Below are 15,812 nucleotides of genomic sequence, written 5' to 3' on the forward strand. Positions count from 1 at the left end.
TGGGCGTCACGATCTTCCTGCTGATGATGGCGACCGCCTTCATGGGCTATGTCCTGCCCTGGGGTCAGATGAGCTTCTGGGGTGCGCAGGTGATCACCGGCTTCTTCTCGGCGATACCCGTGGTCGGCGAAACGATCCGGATTTGGCTGCTCGGCGGCTTTGCGCCGGATGATGCCGCGCTCAACCGCTTCTTCTCGCTGCATTATCTCCTGCCGTTCGTGATCGCGGGCGTCATTATCCTGCACATCTGGGCGCTGCACATTCCGGGTTCGAACAACCCGACCGGCGTCGATGTGAAGGGCGAGCAGGACACCGTTCCGTTCCATCCTTACTACACCGCCAAGGATGGCTTCGGGCTTGGCGTGTTCCTGTTCATCTTCGCGGCGTTGGTGTTCTTCGCGCCGAATGCGCTCGGTCACCCGGACAATTACATTCCGGCCAACGGGCTGCAAACGCCCGCGCACATCGTCCCCGAATGGTATTTCTGGCCGTTTTACGCGATCCTGCGCGCCTTTACCGTCGATTTCCTGTTAATTCCGGCCAAGCTGCTCGGCGTGCTCGCGATGTTCGGGTCGATCCTGCTGCTGTTCTTCCTGCCCTGGCTCGACAGCTCGCCGGTCCGCTCGTCCAATTATCGCCCGCTATACCGGATCTTCTTCGGGCTGCTGGTAGCGGATATCGCGGTGCTGGGTTGGTGCGGCGGGTCGCCGGCCGAGCCGATCTACGTGATCCTCAGCCAGATTTGCGCGGCCTATTATTTCGCGCACTTCCTCATCATCCTGCCCATCGTCTCGCGGATGGAACGTCCTCGGCCCTTGCCGAACTCGATCACCGAGGCGGTTCTGGCGAAAAAGGGTGGCACTTCACCGGCTCATACCGCGCTCAGCGGTAGCCCGGTTCCGGCCGAATAAGGGGCAATACGACCAATGGTTCGCGCAATCGCAATCCTCATCGGCGCCGGTTTCGTCGCTGTCCTGTCCTGGGCGCTGTTCTGGTCGGTCGAGGGGCTCATCACCGAGCCCCCGGCACCGACGGCCGTTGCTGAGTTCCACCTCCACCCGAAGGAAGTCGCTCTGGCTTCCAACGGCTTGCTTGGCACATACGACAACCGTCAGTTGCAGCGCGGGTTGCAAGTTTACAAGGAAGTCTGCGCGAACTGCCATTCGCTCAAGCATGTCGCGTTCCGCGACTTGACGCAGATCGGCTATTCGGCGGCGCAGGTGAAGAAATTCGCTGCCGATTGGGGCACCAAGGCCAAGCAGTTCGATCCGAAATCGGGCGACACGACCGAGCGGCCGAACACGCCCGCCGATTATTTCCCGACCGTCTATTATCCCGGCCAGGGCAATCCGCCAGATTTGTCGCTGATCACCAAGGCGCGGCATGACGGCCCTGCCTATGTCTATTCGCTGCTGACTGGCTATGGCGAGCCACCCGCCGCGATGCTCAAAAAATATACCGATGCGAAGACCCCCGACGGGCTGTATTTCAACCAGTATTTTGCAACCCTCAACCTCGCCATGCCGCCACCGCTCGCGCAGGATGGGCAGGTGACCTATCTCGACGGCACCAAGCCGACCGTGAAGCAAATGTCGGCCGACGTGTCCGCTTTCCTCGCCTGGGCGGCCGAGCCGAACTTGCCGACGCGGCATGGCTATGGCCTGGCGGTGCTGGCGTTCCTCGCATTCTTCACGTTGCTGACGTACGGCGCGTATAAGAATATCTGGCGCGACATTAAGCACTAAGACCCGCGTCGCTCGCTTCACGCGATCTGTCATCCCCGCGAAAGCGGGGACCCAACACCATACGGTCGAGATGGGTCCGCGCTTTCGCGGGGATGACACGGTGAGCGCGGACCGGGTCCGAAAGTAACGAGCGAGGGCATCGTGGCCGATACTGACGACCGCAACGCCGATCTTAGGGCGCTGATCCGCACGATCCCGGACTTTCCCAAGCCCGGGATCCAGTTCCGCGATATCACGACGCTGCTGCTCGATCCGGTAGGCTTTGCCGCCGCGATCGCGCGTATGGCCGCCGCCACGCACGGCCCGGTCGATCTGGTCGCCGGGATCGAAGCGCGCGGCTTCATTTTCGCCGCCGCGCTTGCCGCCCCCCTCCGGGCCGGCGTGCTGCTGATCCGCAAGGACGGCAAGCTACCCGGCGCGACGATCGCCGAGGATTACGCGCTTGAATATGGCACGGACCGGATCGCCATGCATGCCGACGCGCTGATCCCCGGGCAACGCGTGTTGCTGGTCGACGATCTGATCGCGACCGGCGGCACCGCCCGCGCCGCCGTACGGCTGTTGCGCAAGGCGGGCGCGGCGGTAACCCAAGCGCAGTTCCTGGTCGATCTGCCCGATCTCGGCGGGGCCGCGGCGCTGCGTGCCGACGGCCTGGCGGTCGATTCGCTGGTGGCGTTCGCGGGCCACTGAGCGGGGCAACGGAACAAAGCGCGCGTGCGCCGGTTCAGCACGGATCGCGGCGCTTCATGCAACGGTGGCGCGATTCCAGCCTAAGGATCGCGCTATGTCTCGCCTGAAACTCGCCTTTGTCGCCGCCGCCCTCGTCTCGATCGGCGGATTGTCCGCGTGTGCGGATGGCTATGGCTATGGCGGTCTTTCGGCAGGATATGGCGCGAGCGCGTGGGACCCCTATTCCGGCGGCTATCGCGCCGATCCCTATTGGGGTTGGAACAACGAATCCTATTATCCCGGCACGGGATCGTACGTTTACGATCGCCAGAACGTCCGCCGTCGCTGGAACCCGCAGCAGCGCGGCTATTGGCAGGGCCGTTCGCAAACGTGGCGCGGTGCGAAGCGCGAAATGCGGCCGATGTGGCGCGATTATGGGGTGCAGGGCCGGCCGGGTCGCGGCCGCCGCCGCTAGGCGACGGGGCGCGTCGCGATCAGGCCGATCGAGATGAAGGTCATCACCACGACATCGTCCTGGTTGAGGACTTTCATCCGGCTGCGGTAGCTTCCCATTTCGGGGCGGCTTTGCGACGCGCGCTTGTCGAGGATTTCGGTTTCGCAGCGCAGCGTGTCGCCGGGATAGACCGGTTTGAGCCAGCGCAGTTCGTCGAGTCCGGGGGAGCCCAGCCCCGCCTGGCGATGCGCCTTCAGATTTGCGACGACCATCGCCATGGTCATCCCGCACGTGTGCCACCCGCTCGCCGACAGCCGCCCGAAATGCGTCTGCGCGGCGGCATCGTCCGACAGATGAAAGGGTTGAGGGTCATAGCGTTCGGCAAACGCAACGACCTCGTCGCGCGTTACCTCATAGCGTCCGAACGAAGCCGTCGCGCCGACCTCAATATCTTCAAAATACTGCATGGGCCATGTGTCGAGCGGGACGCGCCCGAACGCAAGGTTTACTTGGCCAGCGCCGCGCGGAACGGCATATCGTCGCCATCGAGCGTGGTGCCCGCGGGCAGCCGCAGCAGATCGCGGAGCAGCGGCGCGACATCGACATTGTCGAACGGCGGCAGCGTGCCGAGCGGTTTGATCGCAGGACCGCTCGCGATGAACAAAGCCGCCATTTCCGGCGCGGCATTGTCATATCCATGATTGCCGAGACCGCCCGCATCGGTCGGCGTGGTCTTCGCCAGCAGCCAACCGGCTTCGGCCAAACAGAAATAGGGCGGGATCCGCGGGTTGGTGCCATAGTGCAGCCGCGCGGGAATGTCCGCCTTGCGCCAGCATTCGAAATGCGCATGGCGACCCAGCAACGCCTTTTCGAGCGCCGCTTCATGCCCTGCGACTGGATAGAAGCTCGCGAAGGGCCCGGATTCGAAGATCCGATAATCGGTCGGATCGGCGATTTTATCGATCGCGATCGTACGCTGCGCACTGGTCGTTGCCATGCCGTGATCGGCGACGATGACGAGGTTCGCGGGCTGGCCGAGCGCGCGCAGGCCCGCCACGAGGTCGCCGATCGTGGCATCGACGGCGGCGACGGCGGCGGTCGTCTCGGGCGCATCGGGGCCATAGGTATGCCCGGCGGTGTCGACCGTGTCGAAATAGAGCGTCAGGAACTTCGGGCGAGTCGCTGCCGGGCGGCGCAACCAGTCGATCGCACCCGCCACGCGTTGCTGCGCCGAAATCTCGATGTGATAGGGCCACCAATCCTCGACCCGCGTACCGCCGACCGGTTTCTTATCCTTCGGCTTGGTGCCGCCCCACGCCACTTCCGACCCGGGCCAGAACAGCGTCGCGCTGCGTATTCCAGCCTGCTCCGCCGTCACCCAGATCGGTTCTGCAGCGTTCCACCAGAACGGGTCTTGCGACTCCGCCATTGTGAACTTCACCCCAGGCAGGCCGGGGTCTTCCATCGCATTGGAGACGATCCCGTTGCGATCGGGCCGCACGCCGGTGACGAGCGTCCAGTGGTTGGGGAAGGTTTTCGACGGAAAGCTCGGCCGCATCGCCGCGCTGATCCCGCGCGCCGCGAGCGCGTCGAGATGGGGGGTCACGCCACGGCTACGATAATCCGGGCGGAACCCATCGATCGAGATCAGGATCGTGACCGGCGCGCGCACCTCGACGGGCGCAGCAGTCACTGCCTTGGGGGCGGCCACTGGCTGCGTCACGCAGGCCTGCAATCCTGCGGCCAGCACTGCAGCGAAAAGGCGGGAGGATAGACGCATGCAACGCCTATGCTGGATTTCGGCGTCAATCACGTGACAGTCCTCCCGCCGCCACGCTCACCGCCCGAGCGACAGTTTCGCAAACAGTGTATAGCTCATCGGTGCCGTTCCATACGCCCCATTCAAAACCGATGGGAACAGATAGCCCGCAACCGATCCACCAAGCGCAAGATTCACCGGCCCGACCAACGGCAGACGATAGGCATAGCCACCCTCGATCTTGGTGACACGAAAACGCCGGTCGTGAAGCGGGTCGGCATGGTCTGGGAAAAGTTCGTCATTCGCGACATTTTCCGCCCGCCCGAACAGCGTGTGGTGGCGGGTGATGTCCCAGTTCGCTTCGGTCAACCATGCGGTCAGCGTGCGGGCAGGGCCTTTGTTCTTGGCGGAAAAGGCAAGCGTCGCGGCAAAGGCGCGACTGCCATAATGCACGCTGGCGGTGGTGCGGCGCTCGTTCGTATCGGCTTCGAGCTGCTCGGGGCTTTTGAGGAAGCCGTGGCTCACCTGCATCGCCCATGCCGGGCTGGGGGTCCAGCTTGCGCGCAGGCTCCAGCTGTCGAGCCGGGGGGCTTCGATGTCCCAGCGATACTGGTCGGGTTCACGCCCGCGAAACGCCGATGCCTCGATCTGAAAACGCGGCGCGGCATAGCCCACAGTCACCACGCCATAAGTGATGTGCGTGCTGTCGAACCAGTGATGCGTGATCGGCGACAGCGTGTTGTAGCGGGCCGACGCGCGCATCATGAAGGCCGATGGGCCGATCGCAGGCTCGCCGACGGGTGCCGCGTATAGGAACAGGCTGCCCGACCCCGCATCGAGATCGACCCGTGCTGACACTTCCATGAACAGGTCGTGCGGATGCTGGCGATCGACGAGCAGTGTGCTGCCATCCGCCGTCTCGCCGGTCGCGAACTGATTGGGATAGCCGCGCCGGGGCATGAGCGGCTCAAGGCTGAACATCGTGCGCGCTTGCAGATGCAGGGTCGGCGTCAGATCGCGCTGTGCGGTCACCATCCCCATCGACGTAACGAACGCCTGATGCGCCCCGCGCGGGCCACCCTGATCGGTGACGGCACCCCACAAAAAACCGTGTGCCATCAGCATCCAGTCGCCGCTCATCACGTGGAGGCCCTGCATGGGCTCGTTGCCGGGCAGCCGCGTGGTGCCGGATCCGTCGCTATAGGCACCTCGGCCGCGGCCCATGGTCATGCCGGGCAGGTGATTATGGTCCATGTCGGGCATGGCGGCGGGGGAGTCGGGCGTTCCGGGCATGGCGTGCATGCTGTGGTCCTCCTGCATCCCCAATTCCCGCTTCCCCGGCGAAGGCCGGGGCCCAGTCGCGGTGTCGGTTGTAGGTGAGGGCTGCACCTCGTTTTCAACAGTGGGTAACTGGGCCCTGGCCTCCGCCGGGGAAGTAGCAAGGGGAAGGGAAGGCGTAGCGGGAGGTGGCGGCACCTCCATTTTCATGCCGGGGTGCATGTGCATCTGCGCAAACGCAGGCACGGGGAGCAGGGCTGCGACAGCGCAGCCTGCGACCAATAACGATCGAGTCATCGTGGAAAATCCTCAACAGGGAAGGCAGGATCGCGGGCGCAACGCGGCCCGCCGGATCATGCTTCCTGGCGCGGAGGGGGGAGTGCCGGTGGAACGCCCGCTGCAGGATCGAACGCCGCCGCGAGCATCCGCCGCGGCACTGCCACGCGCAGCGCGCGGACTTCGAGCGCTGCGACGGCAAGGCTCGCGGGCGGAATGCAGCCGAGGCAGACATGCGGCAGTGCGGCGTGGTCATCGGGGCGGGGCGCGTGGTGCGACCCGTGCGACATTGCCGCCATCACCTTCGGCTGTGGCGCGTCATGACACGGCCCATTCGCCAGCGCCGGAAGGGCAAAGGCGGCCAGCAACAGCGCAAGGATGAGACGGGCGAACATGTCCCGCTACCTAGGCTGCAGCCTCGCCGAGGTCCAGCCGATAGAATTTGGTATCAAGCGGCATGCGTGGAAACGTCGGCGGCAGCGCGTCCATCGCCATTTCGGAAAACCCGTTCTTTTCATAGAAACGATGTGCGCCAAGGAACTGCGCGGTGGTGCCGAGGAGGATGAGCGAAACGCCGTGGGTCTGCGCATGCGCCAGCAACGTCGCCAGCAATGCCGCGCCAACGCCATGCGCCTTGCCGCGCCACGCTGGCGCGACGAACATCTTGCGCAGCGCACCCGCGTCGCGCTCGAACGCCTTCAGCGCGATCGTGCCGACGATCTCGCCCGCGACCGAGGCTGTCCAGAAACCGCCCGCGCCGGTACAATAAAAGCCCGCAATGTCGGCAAGATCGGGCTGGTCAGCGGCGGTGATCGCGACGCCGAATTCGTCATGCTGGATCCCGACGATCAGATCGGTAATCGCGCGGTCCGTGCCAGCGCGATACGGCGCGATCATAACCGTCGGGGATGCCGCCTCAGACATTGAAGCGGAACAGCATCACGTCGCCGTCATGGACGACGTACTCCTTGCCTTCCTGCCGCAATTTGCCCGCATCGCGTGCGCCGGCCTCGCCCTTCAGCGTGACGTAATCGTCAAAGGCGATCGTCTCGGCGCGGATGAAGCCGCGTTCGAAATCGGTGTGGATCTCGCCCGCCGCTTGCGGGGCCTTGGCACCGACATAGACGGTCCAGGCGCGCGCTTCCTTCGGGCCGACGGTGAAGAAGGTGAGCAACTGCAGCAGCTTGTACCCGGCGACGATCACGCGCGTGAGCCCGGTTTCGGATAACCCCAGTTCGGCGAGAAATTCGCCGCGCTCGTCGGCGACCATCGTCGCAATCTCGGCCTCGATCGCGGCGGAGACGACGACCGCTTCGGCGCCTTCGGCCTTGGCCTTTTCGAACACGCGCGCGGAGAAGGCATTGCCCTCGGCGGCATGCGCTTCATCGACGTTGCAGACGTAGAGCACCGGCTTGGCGGTCAGCAATTGCGCCTGCGCGAACGCGCGCGCTTCGTCTTCGTCCTTGGGCACGGTCAGGCGTGCGGGCTTGCCTTCGCGCAGCAAATCGAGCGCCTGCGCCAGCACCGATGCGGCGATCTTGGCGTCCTTGTCGCCTTGCGTCGCCTTTTTGAGCAGATTGGGCACGCGCTTCTCTAAGCTTTCGAGGTCGGACAGCATCAGCTCGGTCTCGACCGTTTCGGCATCGGCGATCGGATCGACCTTGCCTTCGACATGCGTCACATCGTCATCCTCGAAGCAGCGCAGCACGTGGACGATCGCATCGACCTCCCGAATATTGCCGAGAAACTGGTTGCCCAGGCCTTCCCCCTTGGACGCACCGCGCACCAGCCCGGCGATATCGACGAAGCCCAATTGCGTCTCGATGATCTTGGCCGAGCCCGCCACGGCGGCGAGCGCGAGCAGCCGGTCATCGGGCACCGCGACATTGCCGACGTTCGGCTCGATCGTGCAGAACGGATAATTCGCCGCCTGCGCTGCTGCCGTCTGCGTCAACGCATTGAACAAAGTCGACTTGCCGACATTGGGCAGTCCTACGATCCCACACCGAAATCCCATGATCTTCCTTGAACCGTCATTTTCGTGAAGCGTTGCCGATACGGCGTCCGGCGCGGGAATGCCAGTGTGCGGTGCCGCGCCGCAAAGGGTTAACGAAAGCTTGCGCCAAGCGGTGCGGTGTGTTGAGGTTAAAGGCGAAACGATCCGTCGGGGGGCTGGATGGGGGCTAAGCAGAATTTGGCGGCGTTTGGCTGCATAACGCTGCTGGCGGGCGGCGTGCTGCCGACGGGTGCGTCGGCTGCGCCGCGCGAGCCGTCACCGCGCATTTTTCTGGCGTTTCGCGCGTCGCTCTTGCCCGATCCGGTCCCTGCCTTTCCCGGGATTGGCGAGCGTACCGTGCGCGCACCAGGGCCACCGGCGCAGCGTGACATTCTCGGGTGGCTGGTGGCGCGGACCGCGCTGCGTTCGGCCCGCGCGATCGTCGATTTCCACCCCATGCCGCGATCCACTCTCCGGCTTTCGCTCGGTACGCGGTTTTACACGGACTATGGCGCCGACGGCACCACGCCCGATGCCGAGGTCGCACTGCACTTCAACCCGCGCGGCAACAATCGGTCGGTTGCGCTGCGTGACGGGTTCGAACGGTTCGCCCCGATCGCACTGATCGGGTTCGACCGCGCGATCGGCGGCGGGTGGCGCGCCGGCGTGGATGGCGGTGCGATGCTGGGGCAAGCAGTGACGGTCTTTCCCTATGTCGACCGGCCAAGCGGCCTGCCCGGCGCGCAACCCCCGCCAGCCGACTCGCTCAATCCCGTCGGGGCCGTGACGCTGAGTTACGCCTTCTAGGCGTTACCAGCGATAGTTGAAGCTGATGCTCACGCGCTCGGCCTTGGCCGTGCCGGGGGCGACTTCGTGCCGCAGCCAGCTTTCCCACAGCAAGACGCTGCCCGCCTGCGGTTCGATATAGACGAACGGCTTCAGGCCCTCCGGTGCATCGGCGCGGCGCGGCGGGGCGGCCATCATCATCGGCAAGCGCGGGTCCTCGAGCTTGAGCGCACCGGCACCCGGCGGCACCGCGATATAGACCGTGCCCGACACGACGCTGTGCGGATGGATATGCCCCGAATGCGTGCCGCCCGGTTTGAGGACGTTGACCCACAGGCTGTCGAGCTTGAGCTTGCGGTCGTTCAAGTCGAACGCGCATTCCTCGGCGAATTTGGCGACATGTTTGTTGAGCACTTTGACCAAATCGCCGAACGCCGGGTCGCGGTGCGGCAAGTCATTGAGCGACGCGTAGGAGGTATAGCCGCGATAGCCATGCTCCTTCGACCATGCCCGCCCGGCGCGATCATCCTGCGCCAGCGCGTGGCACGACCGGTCGAGGTCGGCGACCAGCGCCGCATTCTTCAATTTCCCCTCGTAGAATGGAGTCGCAAACAAGGTCCGTAGGTTCATTTTCCATCCCCAAGCCGCAGTGCCACGTCGCTCATGAAGCGTTGATCGTCGCCAGCCGCGAGCCACGCCGCCTCGGCCGCGACCGCGCCGAGCAAATCGGCGAGCCGGTCCATCTCGGCCTTGGCGTAATTGCCAAGGACATAGGAACTGACTTTATCCTTGTGCCCGGGATGACCGATGCCGAGCCGCACGCGGCGGAAATCCTCGCCGATATGCTGCGCGATCGAGCGGATGCCATTGTGGCCCGCCGCGCCGCCGCCGGTCTTCACCTTGACGCGGAACGGGTCGAGATCGAGCTCATCATAGAAAACGGTGACTGCGTCGGGCTCGAGCTTGTAAAAGCGCATCGCCTCGCCGACGCTGCGTCCGCTCTCGTTCATGAAGGTCGCGGGTTTGAGCAGCAGAATCTTCTGTCCGCCGATCCGGCCTTCCTGGGTCCAGCCCTGGAACCCTTTCTTGACGCTGCCGAAGTCGTAAAAGTCGGCGATCGTATCGGCCGCCATGAAGCCGACATTGTGCCGGTTGAGCGCATATCCTGCGCCGGGATTACCGAGGCCGACCCAGAGTTGCACGATCGTCTTTGTCCTTCAAACGAACGGAGCAGCGGAAGCTGTCGCCCCCGCTGCCCCGATTGTCTGCATCCCGCAAGGGGGGCAGCTTATTCCGCGGTGTCGCTCTCGGCCGCGTGTTCGGCAGACTGTGCCTCGGCGACTGCCGCATCGGCTTCGTCTTCGGCAACCGTCGATACCTTCGGCGGCACGATCGTCGCGATGGCGAAGTCGCGGTCGGTGATCGCTGACGTGATGCCCTTGGGCAACGTCACGTCCGAAATGTGGATCGACGCGCCAATGTCGAGGCCCTTGAGCGAGATCGCGATTTCGCTCGGGATGTCGGCGGCGTCGCACACCAGTTCGAGTTCGTGGCGCGTGATGTTGAGCACGCCGCCAAACTTGGCGATGCCGGGGCAATCGTCTTCGTCGGTGAAGACAACGGGCACGTTGACGTGGACCGTCGTGTGCGCGCCGATACGCAGGAAGTCGACATGCGTCGGGCGTTCGGTGACGGCGTCGAAAGCGACGTCCTTGGGCAGGGTGCGAACCTGCTCGCCGCCGGCCTCGATCATGATGACCGAATTCATGAAGTGACCCGTCATCAGGAGACGCATCAGCGCCTTTTCCTCGACGTGGATCGACAGGGGTTCCTGCTTGTTGCCGTAGATTACGGCGGGGACGCGGCCTTCACGACGAAGCAAACGGGAGGCTCCCTTGCCAACCTGTTCGCGCGTCTCGGCTGCGAGCGTCAATTGGTCGCTCATTGCAAACTCCGATTACGTTAGGGTTCAGAAGATCGATCAGGCCTCCAGGGATGACCCTGATCGAAGAGGCGGCCCATAGTGGAGGAGGGTGCATAACGCAACCGGCGCACATCACTCGACCCGCGTCACCTGCAACCCTCGCGCGCGCAACATCGCCACGACCGAATCTCCACCGACCAGATGCCCGGCCCCGACCGCTAAGAACACGCGGCCCGGTCGCGCCATGCGTCGCGTGATCGCGCTCGCCCAGCGCGCATTCCGCCCAGTCACCAACGCCGTCATGATCGCCGGATCGCGCCGCAGCGGGTCTAGCGTCGCCGCCAGCGCAGCCGCATCGCCCGTTGCCCATGCCGTCAGCAATCGCGCATAGCCACGCGCAGGGTCGCGCGCTTCCGCCGCCGCCTGCAGCAGCAGAAAGCGTTGCGACGCCGCAGGCAGGCGATCGAACGCCGCGAATTGCCCGGCTCGTGTCTCCAGCGCGCCGATCGCGCGTCCCGCAAAGCGCGCGGTCAGCACGGGCTCGACGCCGTCGGCGGCGCTGGCTGCTTCCTGCCGCCCGGCCGCCGCACCGATCGTCAGCGCGGCAGCCCAGGTTTTCAGACGGTCGAGCGATTGCGGCGCCAGTCCCGCGCGCGCCACGCCGCGGTCGAGCAGGCCGCGATCGGCGGCGGCGACCCGGGCACGAAGCGGCGGCAATCCGTCGCGCTGCGCCACCGACAGGAATTCGTCCCGTGCCGCCTCGGCATCGGCGGGCAGCACTTCCAGAATCAGCGTATCCGCCGCAGCGATCGCGTGCGCCAGCGCGGGCGTTTGCCATCGCACCCCCGGTGGCAAAGCGTGAATCGATCCGAACAGCCAGATCGTCGTGTCCTTGTCTGCCACGCGCCACAGCGCCGGATGCGCATCGACCGGATGCGGTTTCCCGCATCCGGTGAGGAGCACCGCCAGCAGCAGCGCAAGCCAGCGTGGTGAAGGCACGATGCCCGTCAATATTTGACGCGCGTCGCGGTCAGATGATGCTTGCCGAGCTGCACCTGCACGCTGTCCTTGCCGGCGAGATGCCCCGCGCCGACCGCGACGAATACCGTCCCCGGCGTCTTCAGCCGGTTGTCGATCCACTCGGCCCAGCGCGCGTTGCGGTCGACCAGCAGCACCTTGTAGAGATTGGGCTGGCTGGTCAGATCCTCGTTCATCAGCGCGCTCAAGCCCTCGGCATCGCCCGCCTTCCATTTATCGACCATCGCGGTGATCGTCGAATCGAACTTGTCGACGTCCTTTGCCCCGGCGACGAGGAAGGCGATTTGATCGGCCTGTGGCAAATCATGGAAATAGCCGAGCTGTTGTTGCAGCGTTTCCAGCCCCGATACCGGCTTGCCCGCCGCCTTGGCGGCCTTGTCGAGCGCCATCTCGGCACCGTCACCGGGGGTGAAGCCGGCCTTTTGCAGCGCGATCTGCGCCATCGTGACGGCGGCGAACCAGGGTTCGAACTGGTCGAACTGGTCGACGGCCTGCGCCGGCAGGCCAAGCTTGGTCATCGCCGCGACATAGGTCGCGCGGTCGGCTTCGGTCAGTTTCTGCCGCAGTGGCGGGCCGTCGGGGTCGATCGCCAGGGGCAGCACCACCTTTTGCGCTTCGGCCGGATCGGGCAGCGGGATTTCGAGTACGAGCTGAGCGCTGTCGTCGAACGCCTTGCGCACCGCCGAATCGAACCAGCTGAGCCGTGGCTTTAACGCATGCACCGTGCCGAACAGATAGATCGTCGTGTCGGCGTCCTTCACCACCCACAGCGCCGGATCGGCCGGGATTGCGGCTTCGGCGGCCGGGGCGGGCGGTGCCGGCGCGAGGGCTGCCTGCGGCGCGGTATTGCCGCCAAGCAACAGGGCCGTGAGCGCGACCGTCATCGTTTTCAAATCCATGATACAGGTCCTTTTGCGATGGGTTTGGGGGTTGAGCGCACTTTGCGCCAGAAATAGGCGATCATCATCGTGACGAAGACGACGAGATACAGGATCATCGCGTCGGGCGCGGGCACCAGTCCGCCCTTCCACAGGATCAGCCACACCGGGTAGCCGCGCAGGAACACGTTGGCACCCATCGTCGCCGCCCAATAATTGTCGAGCCGTTGCAGCTCGTCCATGTTGCGATGGTACAACACGCTGCCGCCAAGCACTGCGACGACCATCACCGCCGCCGCCAGAACCGCGAACCAGCCGGGCATCGTGCCGCCCGCGCTGATCGGCGCCTCGGGTTGCTCGACCAAGGCGGCGGTGAAGCCAACCGCGCCGCCGAGCAAAGCGAGCACGCTGAAATTGAGGATGGTCCGGCGCGATTTCGCGCGGCTTGCGGCTTCGCCGGGGCCAACGCCCTTACCGGTCATCGCCGGTTCCAGTCTGATCATCGAAAATCTCCTCGATCCGCAGGTCGAACAGCCGACCCAGCTTGAAGGCGAGCGGGAGCGAGGGGTCGTATTTCCCCGTCTCGATCGCGTTGACGGCCTGGCGCGATACGCCCAGCCTTCCACCGAGTTCTGCCTGGCTCCAGTCGCGCTCGGCACGCAGCACTTTCAGGCGGTTCTTCACGGCGTCCACCGCATCACGACCACGAGATCGTGAAGAGCGAGACGAACACCGTGAACAGCGAGGATCTCAGCACGATCCACTCGTCGCGCTGGCGCGTTCGTTCGGGGCACATCGGTTCTCTCCGTCATGCGACGCTGACCCAATGTCAGCCGTCCATGACTAAATGCCAGCGATCCGTGACATTGTCAACTACCCCTGACTAAAAGTCAGTGAGGGCCGACTTTACCCCAATGCCGCCGGTGCGCGTGGTTGACCCCTTCGCGGCACTGCGGCAAAGCCCGCCGCGTGACGCAACCGCATGGCACCCCCCTCAGCTTTCAAGGCATGATCCTCCGGCTCCACGACTATTGGAGCCGGCATGGCTGCCTGATTCTTCAGCCGCATGACATGGAGATGGGCGCGGGGACGTTTCACCCGGCGACCACGCTGCGCGCGCTCGGCCCCGACAGCTGGAACGCCGCCTTCGTCCAGCCGTGCCGCCGCCCGACCGATGGCCGTTACGGCGAGAATCCCAACCGGCTGCAGCATTATTACCAATATCAGGTGATCCTGAAGCCAAGCCCGCCCGATCTGCAGGAACTCTATCTCGGCAGCCTCGCGGCGATCGGGATCGATCCTTTGCTCCACGACATCCGGTTTGTGGAGGACGATTGGGAATCGCCGACGCTCGGCGCGTGGGGGCTGGGCTGGGAAGTGTGGTGCGACGGCATGGAGGTGACGCAGTTCACCTATTTCCAGCAAATGGGCGGCTTCGACATGAAGCCCGTCGCGGGCGAGCTGACCTACGGCTTGGAGCGCCTCGCGCTTTATATCCAGAACAAGGACAGCGTGTACGATCTCGCGTTCAACGATGTCGGGGTGACGTATGGCCAGGTGTTCCACGAGAATGAAGTCGAGATGTCGACCTGGAATTTCGAAATCGCCGACACCGACAGCCTGTTCGACAGTTTCCGCAAACATGTCGCCGAATGCGAGAATTGCCTGACCGCCAAACTGCCGATCCCGGCGTACGAACAGGCGATCAAGGCGAGCCACGTCTTCAACTTGCTGCAGGCGCGCGGCGTCATCTCGGTCGCCGAGCGCCAGGCCTATATGGGCCGCGTCCGCGATCTCGCGAAGGGCAGCTGTCAGGCGTGGATGGACCGCAACGGGTGGGCCGCGTGAGCACCTTTAGCGCCGCAGGCAATCGCTGTTTCTTCTTCCTCCGCGCCTCCGCGCCTCCGCGCGAACCAACCTTCTTTTTGTTCGCGCAGAGGCGCAGAGGCGCAGAGAAGGAAGAAGATATCATCACGCAAAGACGCAAAGACACTAAGAAGAAAACATCTTTTTGCTTTGTGCCTTTGTGTCTTTGTGTGAGATCAATATTTCTTTTGCCTGCGGCGCAGGAGGCGTTCGCATGACCGACTTCCTCCTCGAACTCCGCTCCGAAGAAATCCCCGCGCGGATGCAGGATCGCGCGCGCGAGGATCTCGCCAAGCTGTTCGCCGCCGAACTCGCCAAGGCAGGTCTCGTCGCGACCGAGCTCGTCACCTATGCGACCCCGCGCCGCCTCACGCTGATCGCACGCGGGCTGCCGGGCGAGACCGCCGCCGTGTCGGAGGAAACCAAGGGCCCGAAGGCGAGTGCCCCGCCGCAAGCGCTCGAAGGCTTTCTGCGCAAGACCGGCCTTACCCGCGAGCAACTCGTCGAGCGCGACGGCGTGCTGTTCGCGGTGATCGAGCGTGCCGGCCGCGCCACGGCAAACGTCCTCGCCGAGGCGATCCCCGCGATCATCCGCGCTTTCCCGTGGCCCAAGGCGATGCGCTGGGGCGATCAGTCGACCACGATGGAATCGCTGCGCTGGGTCCGCCCGTTGCAGGGGATCATCGCATTGTTCGGTGACGCCGTGGTCCCGTGCGAGATCGCCGGGATCGTCAGCGGTTCAGCGACCGTCGGCCACCGTTTCCACCATCCCGGCATCATCACGATCGCCAACGCCGACGATTATGTCGAGAAACTCCGCGAAGCCCATGTCATCGTCGATCAGGCCGAACGCCGCCAGATCATCGCGCTCGGCGCGACGATGGCTGCGCGGAAAGCCGGGCTCGAGCTGGTGCAGGATGAGGGCTTGCTGACCGAGAATGCCGGCCTCACCGAATTCCCCGTGCCGCTGCTCGGTCGCTTTGATGCAGCCTTCCTCGACGTGCCGCCCGAAGTGATCCAGCTCACCGCGCGCGTAAACCAGAAATATTTCGTGTGCCGTCATCCTGCTCCCCTCCCGCTTGCGGGAGGGGCTGGGGGAGGGGCTGCCGATGGCGCGCCTCAATCGGACATGCCCTCCCCTAA

At 64.7% G+C, this 15,812-nt stretch carries 20 protein-coding genes; 7 read left to right on the top strand and 13 right to left on the bottom strand.

Features of this window, described 5'->3' with window-relative positions; genetic code table 11:
• The 4 genes from ABWP09_RS04285 to ABWP09_RS04300 all read left to right on the top strand — a co-directional run.
• On the top strand, positions 1–911 hold a 911-nt coding region (locus ABWP09_RS04285), incomplete at its 5' end, for a cytochrome b (protein WP_353203926.1).
• Positions 912–926: 15 nt separating this feature from the next.
• Entirely contained in the window at positions 927–1,745 is an 819-nt protein-coding gene (locus tag ABWP09_RS04290; RefSeq protein ID WP_353203927.1) for a cytochrome c1, read from the top strand.
• Between the two features lie 141 nt (positions 1,746–1,886).
• Entirely contained in the window at positions 1,887–2,435 is a 549-nt protein-coding gene (locus tag ABWP09_RS04295) for an adenine phosphoribosyltransferase (protein WP_353203928.1), read from the top strand.
• A 94-nt stretch (positions 2,436–2,529) separates the two neighbouring features.
• Positions 2,530–2,889 (top strand): hypothetical protein, encoded by a 360-nt coding sequence (locus tag ABWP09_RS04300; RefSeq protein WP_353203929.1) that lies wholly within the window; start codon positions 2,530–2,532, stop codon positions 2,887–2,889.
• Here ABWP09_RS04300 and ABWP09_RS04305 read toward each other — a convergent pair.
• The 6 genes from ABWP09_RS04305 to ychF all read right to left on the bottom strand — a co-directional run bounded on the left by ABWP09_RS04305 (position 2,886) and on the right by ychF (position 8,198).
• Positions 2,886–3,335, bottom strand: coding sequence for a MaoC family dehydratase (locus ABWP09_RS04305; protein WP_353203930.1), 450 nt, complete (start codon positions 3,333–3,335; stop codon positions 2,886–2,888). The genes ABWP09_RS04300 and ABWP09_RS04305 overlap by 4 nt on opposite strands.
• A 38-nt stretch (positions 3,336–3,373) precedes the next feature.
• Positions 3,374–4,648 (bottom strand): alkaline phosphatase family protein, encoded by a 1,275-nt coding sequence (locus ABWP09_RS04310; RefSeq protein WP_353203931.1) that lies wholly within the window; start codon positions 4,646–4,648, stop codon positions 3,374–3,376.
• A gap of 57 nt (positions 4,649–4,705) precedes the next feature.
• Positions 4,706–5,929, bottom strand: coding sequence for a hypothetical protein (locus tag ABWP09_RS04315; RefSeq protein ID WP_353203932.1), 1,224 nt, complete (start codon positions 5,927–5,929; stop codon positions 4,706–4,708).
• 329 nt (positions 5,930–6,258) lie between these two features.
• A complete protein-coding gene (locus ABWP09_RS04320) occupies positions 6,259–6,576 on the bottom strand; it encodes a hypothetical protein (RefSeq protein ID WP_353203933.1) in 318 nt (105 codons plus the stop codon).
• 10 nt (positions 6,577–6,586) lie between these two features.
• On the bottom strand, positions 6,587–7,105 hold the full coding sequence (locus tag ABWP09_RS04325) for a GNAT family N-acetyltransferase (protein ID WP_353203934.1): 519 nt from the start codon (positions 7,103–7,105) through the stop codon (positions 6,587–6,589).
• Positions 7,098–8,198: a redox-regulated ATPase YchF gene (ychF, locus tag ABWP09_RS04330; RefSeq protein WP_353203935.1), complete on the bottom strand. Its 1,101-nt coding sequence runs from the start codon at positions 8,196–8,198 to the stop codon at positions 7,098–7,100. The genes ABWP09_RS04325 and ychF overlap by 8 nt, the downstream gene beginning before the upstream one ends.
• Before the next feature lie 159 nt (positions 8,199–8,357).
• On the opposite strand from ychF, the gene ABWP09_RS04335 reads away from it, so the two are divergent.
• Positions 8,358–8,984: a hypothetical protein gene (locus tag ABWP09_RS04335; RefSeq protein WP_353203936.1), complete on the top strand. Its 627-nt coding sequence runs from the start codon at positions 8,358–8,360 to the stop codon at positions 8,982–8,984.
• Between the two features lie 3 nt (positions 8,985–8,987).
• On the opposite strand, the gene ABWP09_RS04340 is transcribed toward ABWP09_RS04335, so the two are convergent.
• The 7 genes from ABWP09_RS04340 to ABWP09_RS04370 form a co-directional block, all read right to left on the bottom strand.
• Positions 8,988–9,593, bottom strand: coding sequence for a TIGR02466 family protein (locus tag ABWP09_RS04340; protein ID WP_353203937.1), 606 nt, complete (start codon positions 9,591–9,593; stop codon positions 8,988–8,990).
• Positions 9,590–10,165: an aminoacyl-tRNA hydrolase gene (gene pth / locus ABWP09_RS04345; RefSeq protein WP_353203938.1), complete on the bottom strand. Its 576-nt coding sequence runs from the start codon at positions 10,163–10,165 to the stop codon at positions 9,590–9,592. The genes ABWP09_RS04340 and pth overlap by 4 nt, the downstream gene beginning before the upstream one ends.
• An 86-nt stretch (positions 10,166–10,251) precedes the next feature.
• A complete protein-coding gene (locus tag ABWP09_RS04350) occupies positions 10,252–10,908 on the bottom strand; it encodes a 50S ribosomal protein L25/general stress protein Ctc (protein WP_353203939.1) in 657 nt (218 codons plus the stop codon).
• A gap of 111 nt (positions 10,909–11,019) precedes the next feature.
• Positions 11,020–11,886, bottom strand: a complete 867-nt coding sequence (locus tag ABWP09_RS04355; RefSeq protein ID WP_353203940.1) for a TraB/GumN family protein — start codon at positions 11,884–11,886, stop codon at positions 11,020–11,022.
• Positions 11,887–11,894: 8 nt separating this feature from the next.
• Positions 11,895–12,824, bottom strand: coding sequence for a TraB/GumN family protein (locus ABWP09_RS04360; protein WP_353203941.1), 930 nt, complete (start codon positions 12,822–12,824; stop codon positions 11,895–11,897).
• A complete protein-coding gene (locus tag ABWP09_RS04365; RefSeq protein ID WP_353203942.1) occupies positions 12,815–13,306 on the bottom strand; it encodes a hypothetical protein in 492 nt (163 codons plus the stop codon). The genes ABWP09_RS04360 and ABWP09_RS04365 overlap by 10 nt, the downstream gene beginning before the upstream one ends.
• Positions 13,275–13,487: a helix-turn-helix transcriptional regulator gene (locus ABWP09_RS04370; protein WP_188445639.1), complete on the bottom strand. Its 213-nt coding sequence runs from the start codon at positions 13,485–13,487 to the stop codon at positions 13,275–13,277. The genes ABWP09_RS04365 and ABWP09_RS04370 overlap by 32 nt, the downstream gene beginning before the upstream one ends.
• A 324-nt stretch (positions 13,488–13,811) precedes the next feature.
• On the opposite strand from ABWP09_RS04370, the gene ABWP09_RS04375 reads away from it, so the two are divergent.
• Together ABWP09_RS04375 and ABWP09_RS04380 are read left to right on the top strand one after the other, a co-directional pair.
• Complete coding sequence (locus tag ABWP09_RS04375; RefSeq protein WP_353203962.1) at positions 13,812–14,651, top strand: glycine--tRNA ligase subunit alpha; 840 nt, start codon at positions 13,812–13,814, stop codon at positions 14,649–14,651.
• 232 nt (positions 14,652–14,883) lie between these two features.
• On the top strand, positions 14,884–15,812 hold a 929-nt coding region (locus ABWP09_RS04380; protein WP_353203943.1), incomplete at its 3' end, for a glycine--tRNA ligase subunit beta.

It is taken from the genome of Sphingomonas sp. (genome assembly GCF_040398505.1).
In the GTDB taxonomy this organism is placed as follows: Bacteria; Pseudomonadota; Alphaproteobacteria; order Sphingomonadales; family Sphingomonadaceae; genus Sphingomonas.

What these genes read in the sequence shown, in the direction of transcription:
- ABWP09_RS04290 (WP_353203927.1), top strand. Translation starts at nt 927, where the DNA reads ATGGTTCGCGCAATCGCAATCCTCATCGGCGCCGGTTTCGTCGCTGTC.
- ABWP09_RS04300 (WP_353203929.1), top strand. Translation starts at nt 2,530, where the DNA reads ATGTCTCGCCTGAAACTCGCCTTTGTCGCCGCCGCCCTCGTCTCGATC.
- ABWP09_RS04305 (WP_353203930.1), bottom strand. Translation starts at nt 3,335, where the DNA reads ATGCAGTATTTTGAAGATATTGAGGTCGGCGCGACGGCTTCGTTCGGA.
- ABWP09_RS04310 (WP_353203931.1), bottom strand. Translation starts at nt 4,648, where the DNA reads ATGCGTCTATCCTCCCGCCTTTTCGCTGCAGTGCTGGCCGCAGGATTG.
- ABWP09_RS04315 (WP_353203932.1), bottom strand. Translation starts at nt 5,929, where the DNA reads ATGCACGCCATGCCCGGAACGCCCGACTCCCCCGCCGCCATGCCCGAC.
- ABWP09_RS04320 (WP_353203933.1), bottom strand. Translation starts at nt 6,576, where the DNA reads ATGTTCGCCCGTCTCATCCTTGCGCTGTTGCTGGCCGCCTTTGCCCTT.
- ABWP09_RS04325 (WP_353203934.1), bottom strand. Translation starts at nt 7,105, where the DNA reads ATGTCTGAGGCGGCATCCCCGACGGTTATGATCGCGCCGTATCGCGCT.
- ychF (WP_353203935.1), bottom strand. Translation starts at nt 8,198, where the DNA reads ATGGGATTTCGGTGTGGGATCGTAGGACTGCCCAATGTCGGCAAGTCG.
- ABWP09_RS04335 (WP_353203936.1), top strand. Translation starts at nt 8,358, where the DNA reads ATGGGGGCTAAGCAGAATTTGGCGGCGTTTGGCTGCATAACGCTGCTG.
- ABWP09_RS04340 (WP_353203937.1), bottom strand. Translation starts at nt 9,593, where the DNA reads ATGAACCTACGGACCTTGTTTGCGACTCCATTCTACGAGGGGAAATTG.
- ABWP09_RS04350 (WP_353203939.1), bottom strand. Translation starts at nt 10,908, where the DNA reads ATGAGCGACCAATTGACGCTCGCAGCCGAGACGCGCGAACAGGTTGGC.
- ABWP09_RS04360 (WP_353203941.1), bottom strand. Translation starts at nt 12,824, where the DNA reads ATGGATTTGAAAACGATGACGGTCGCGCTCACGGCCCTGTTGCTTGGC.
- ABWP09_RS04365 (WP_353203942.1), bottom strand. Translation starts at nt 13,306, where the DNA reads ATGATCAGACTGGAACCGGCGATGACCGGTAAGGGCGTTGGCCCCGGC.
- ABWP09_RS04375 (WP_353203962.1), top strand. Translation starts at nt 13,812, where the DNA reads ATGATCCTCCGGCTCCACGACTATTGGAGCCGGCATGGCTGCCTGATT.